The following is a 2882-nucleotide window of genomic DNA, read 5'->3' as shown; positions in this document are numbered from 1 at the left end:
GGGCATTTCGTGTTTACGCCCCAGCCAAGGGCAACCTCACCCTGGCAGGGGTCAGGTCACTCTGGTCCCATGCTCATGGCAGACGACATTCGTCGCTCGGATACCGAACCCCGAACGATGTCCACTACAGTTACGGGCAGTCCGCAAACGCGGCCTCAGAATAGTCATCTCCAGGTCCGAAATCCTCGCGGCAAATCACTTCTCTCTTTAAGCTATGTCGGCTTGGTCGATCCTTTAGTGCAGTTGACTTCTGACATAGTGCAGTTTGTCTTTTGAAACTGACAGCGGTGCAGGCCGAGCGCGCGAAGACGCGACAGACTCGGCACAGTTTTTTTCAGACAGAGAGGTCCGACCATGAAGAGAATTCCGGACGAGGTCAGCGGGTCGGCCGGCCCCGCTATCGAGAACTGGGTGCGCTCGTTCTGGGGCACGACTTCCGAGTCGCCTGATTTACCGCCCCACCACCCCGACTGTCTTGGTTGTGGGCCGCAGAACCCGCACGGCCACGCCCTGTCGGTCCAGCGTGACGAGAACGGCGTGGTGGCTCACCATGTGTTCGATCAACGTCATGTCGGGGCACCCGGGATAGCACACGGCGGCGCGGTGGCGACCGTTCTCGACGATCTGTTCGGCTTCCTGCTCTACACAGTGGGTGAGCTCGCCGTGACGCGGCGTCTCGAGCTCGACTATCTAGCGCCGGTTCTGCTCGGCACTCCCTACGTGTTGCGTGCTGCCGTTCGGTCTCGTGATGGGCGCAAACTGGATCTCACGGCCACGATGGACGATGCGCAGGGCCGCTCGGTCGCCACCGCTACTGCCCTGTTCGTGGTGGTCGAGGTCGAACACTTCATGCAGTCCCAAGCCCGAGCTCAACTCCGGGCCACAGACACGAATCACACCGAAGAATAGACACCCTGGCCGACCTCATCGACGTCCATCACCCGCGGTGGCTGTCGTTCGGCTGCGTCTACCTGGCGCAACGACGGCGAGCACGAGTGCCCCAGCGGCGGTCAGGGCCGCCAACGCCAGTGTCGCCTGACCACTTCCATGTACGAATGCGGCTTTGGCGAACTCGGCCAGCGGCTGGCCAGCTGGTCCTGCGCGGTCGGCGACCTGCAATGCGGCGGCCAGAGAATCGGCCACCGGACCACGGGCTGGCTCGGGTAGCTGGGGCAGAGCCGGCTGGATGTGCTGAACGTAACCGGCCGCGAGCACGCTACCGGCTACCGCAATCCCAATCGCGGCACCGATTTCGCGAGCCGCGTCGTTGACCGCGGCAGCCACCCCGTGCTTGGCCTCTGGAGTGTCCGAGACGATGGCGAAAGTCGCAGGAGCGGTACACAACCCCAAACCCGCGCTCATGATGAGCAGGGGCCACAGCAGGTCAGGGTAAGTCGCAGCGACGGTCAGTCTGCTCACCATCACCAGTCCCGCCGCGATGGTGAGCAGACCTACAGTGGTCATCACCCGCAGCCCAACAATGTTCGACAGCCAGGGTGCAATCACCGAGATCACGATGAGCGGCACGACCATAGGGGTCAACGCCAACGCGGCGGTGAGCGGTCCATAACCGAGAATCAACTGCAGATACTGCACCAACAGCAAGAACACCCCGAAGGTCACCAGAAATTGGATACAGACAGACAGCGCGCCGGCACCGAAACCACGGCGGGCGAACAACCGGACATCGAGTAGCGGTGCCGAGGAACGTAGTTCTACGACGACGAACACCACAACTGCGAACAAGCCCACCGCAGTGCTGATGGCGACGAGCGAATCCGACCAGCCACGGGCCGGAACCTCGATCACAGCGAAGACGATCGCCCCGACTGCCACAACTACGGTCACAGCGCCCACCCAATCGACCGGTGGATGCTCCTGCTGGCGGGACTCCGCGATACTGCATGCCAACCCGGCCAGAACCGCTCCGGCGACGGTCAACCCGACGAACACCGAGGTCCACGACCACTGCTCGAGCAGCACTCCAGCCCCGAGGATGCCCAGGACCGCCCCGGATCCAGCAACCCCGGCCCACACCCCTACAGCGCGACCGCGATGCGCCGGTGGAAATCCCGCGGTCAGTATCGACAGCGTCGAGGGCATGACCAGCGCCGCACCCGCCCCAGCCAACGCGCGAGCAGCGATCAGCCACGCCGGGTCAGCAAGAAACAAGGGCAATGCCGACGCGAAAGCGAACAACGCCAACCCCGCCACGAGCACCCCCCGGCGACCGTAACGATCACCGATCGCACCGGCAGGCAGAACGAAGCACGCCAATACCAACGTATAACCGTCGACTATCCAGGTAAGTTGAGCTTGCGTCGCCCCTGTCGCGACCGCGATCTGTGGCAACGCTGAATACAATGCCGCCATTGCGGCCACCACCAACGCGACCGCCATGCACGACACAATCAACATCCACCACTGGGCGCCGCTCCATCGAGCGACGCCGGCAGAGTCGGATCCACGTTCGTTCATGGCCAGCCTCCCAGTTCGAGACCGGTCGTCTCGGTACGAGACTATTAGTATCATAACTCTGTGGGTGTGACAGAATGGTCATGCGAGGAGATATTTTGTCAGTCAAATGGAGCGGAGCCCGTTCATGGTCGACCCTCTCGTTGCAGCCGAGGGCCCGGCCGATCCCCGGCTGGCGCGCTCACGTAACCGGTTACTCGAAGCTGCCGGTCAGCTGCTGTCCACCGGCGGTGTCGAGGCGGTCACCGTGGAGGCGGTCACCCGCATGTCGAAGGTTGCGCGTGCCACGCTGTACCGACACTTCGGAAGTACCACCGACCTGCTCGCGGCAACCTTCGAGCGACTACTACCCCCAGTCGACACCGATATCGATACCGGTCCGCTACGCGAACGTCTGATTTCGTTGC

At 62.9% G+C, this 2882-nt stretch carries 3 protein-coding genes; 2 read left to right on the top strand and 1 reads right to left on the bottom strand.

Annotation, left to right across the window (positions count from 1 at the left end; translation table 11 throughout):
• Window positions 1-354: 354 nt before the first annotated feature.
• Window positions 355-909, top strand: coding sequence for a PaaI family thioesterase (locus ABT116_RS41785; protein WP_351645593.1), 555 nt, complete (start codon window positions 355-357; stop codon window positions 907-909).
• Window positions 910-924: 15 nt separating this feature from the next.
• On the opposite strand, the gene ABT116_RS41780 is transcribed toward ABT116_RS41785, so the two are convergent.
• Window positions 925-2478, bottom strand: a complete 1554-nt coding sequence (locus ABT116_RS41780) for an MFS transporter (protein ID WP_054827582.1) — start codon at window positions 2476-2478, stop codon at window positions 925-927.
• A 124-nt stretch (window positions 2479-2602) separates the two neighbouring features.
• Here ABT116_RS41780 and ABT116_RS41775 point away from each other — a divergent pair.
• Window positions 2603-2882 (top strand): TetR/AcrR family transcriptional regulator (locus ABT116_RS41775; RefSeq protein ID WP_351645590.1); only part of this gene is annotated, 280 nt, incomplete at its 3' end.

The sequence above is a fragment of the Streptomyces sp. NPDC002130 genome, assembly GCF_040296465.1.
GTDB lineage: Bacteria > Actinomycetota > Actinomycetes > Streptomycetales > Streptomycetaceae > Streptomyces.
Note: the sequence above shows the minus strand (reverse complement) of the source record. Positions and strands in the feature narration are given on the sequence as shown.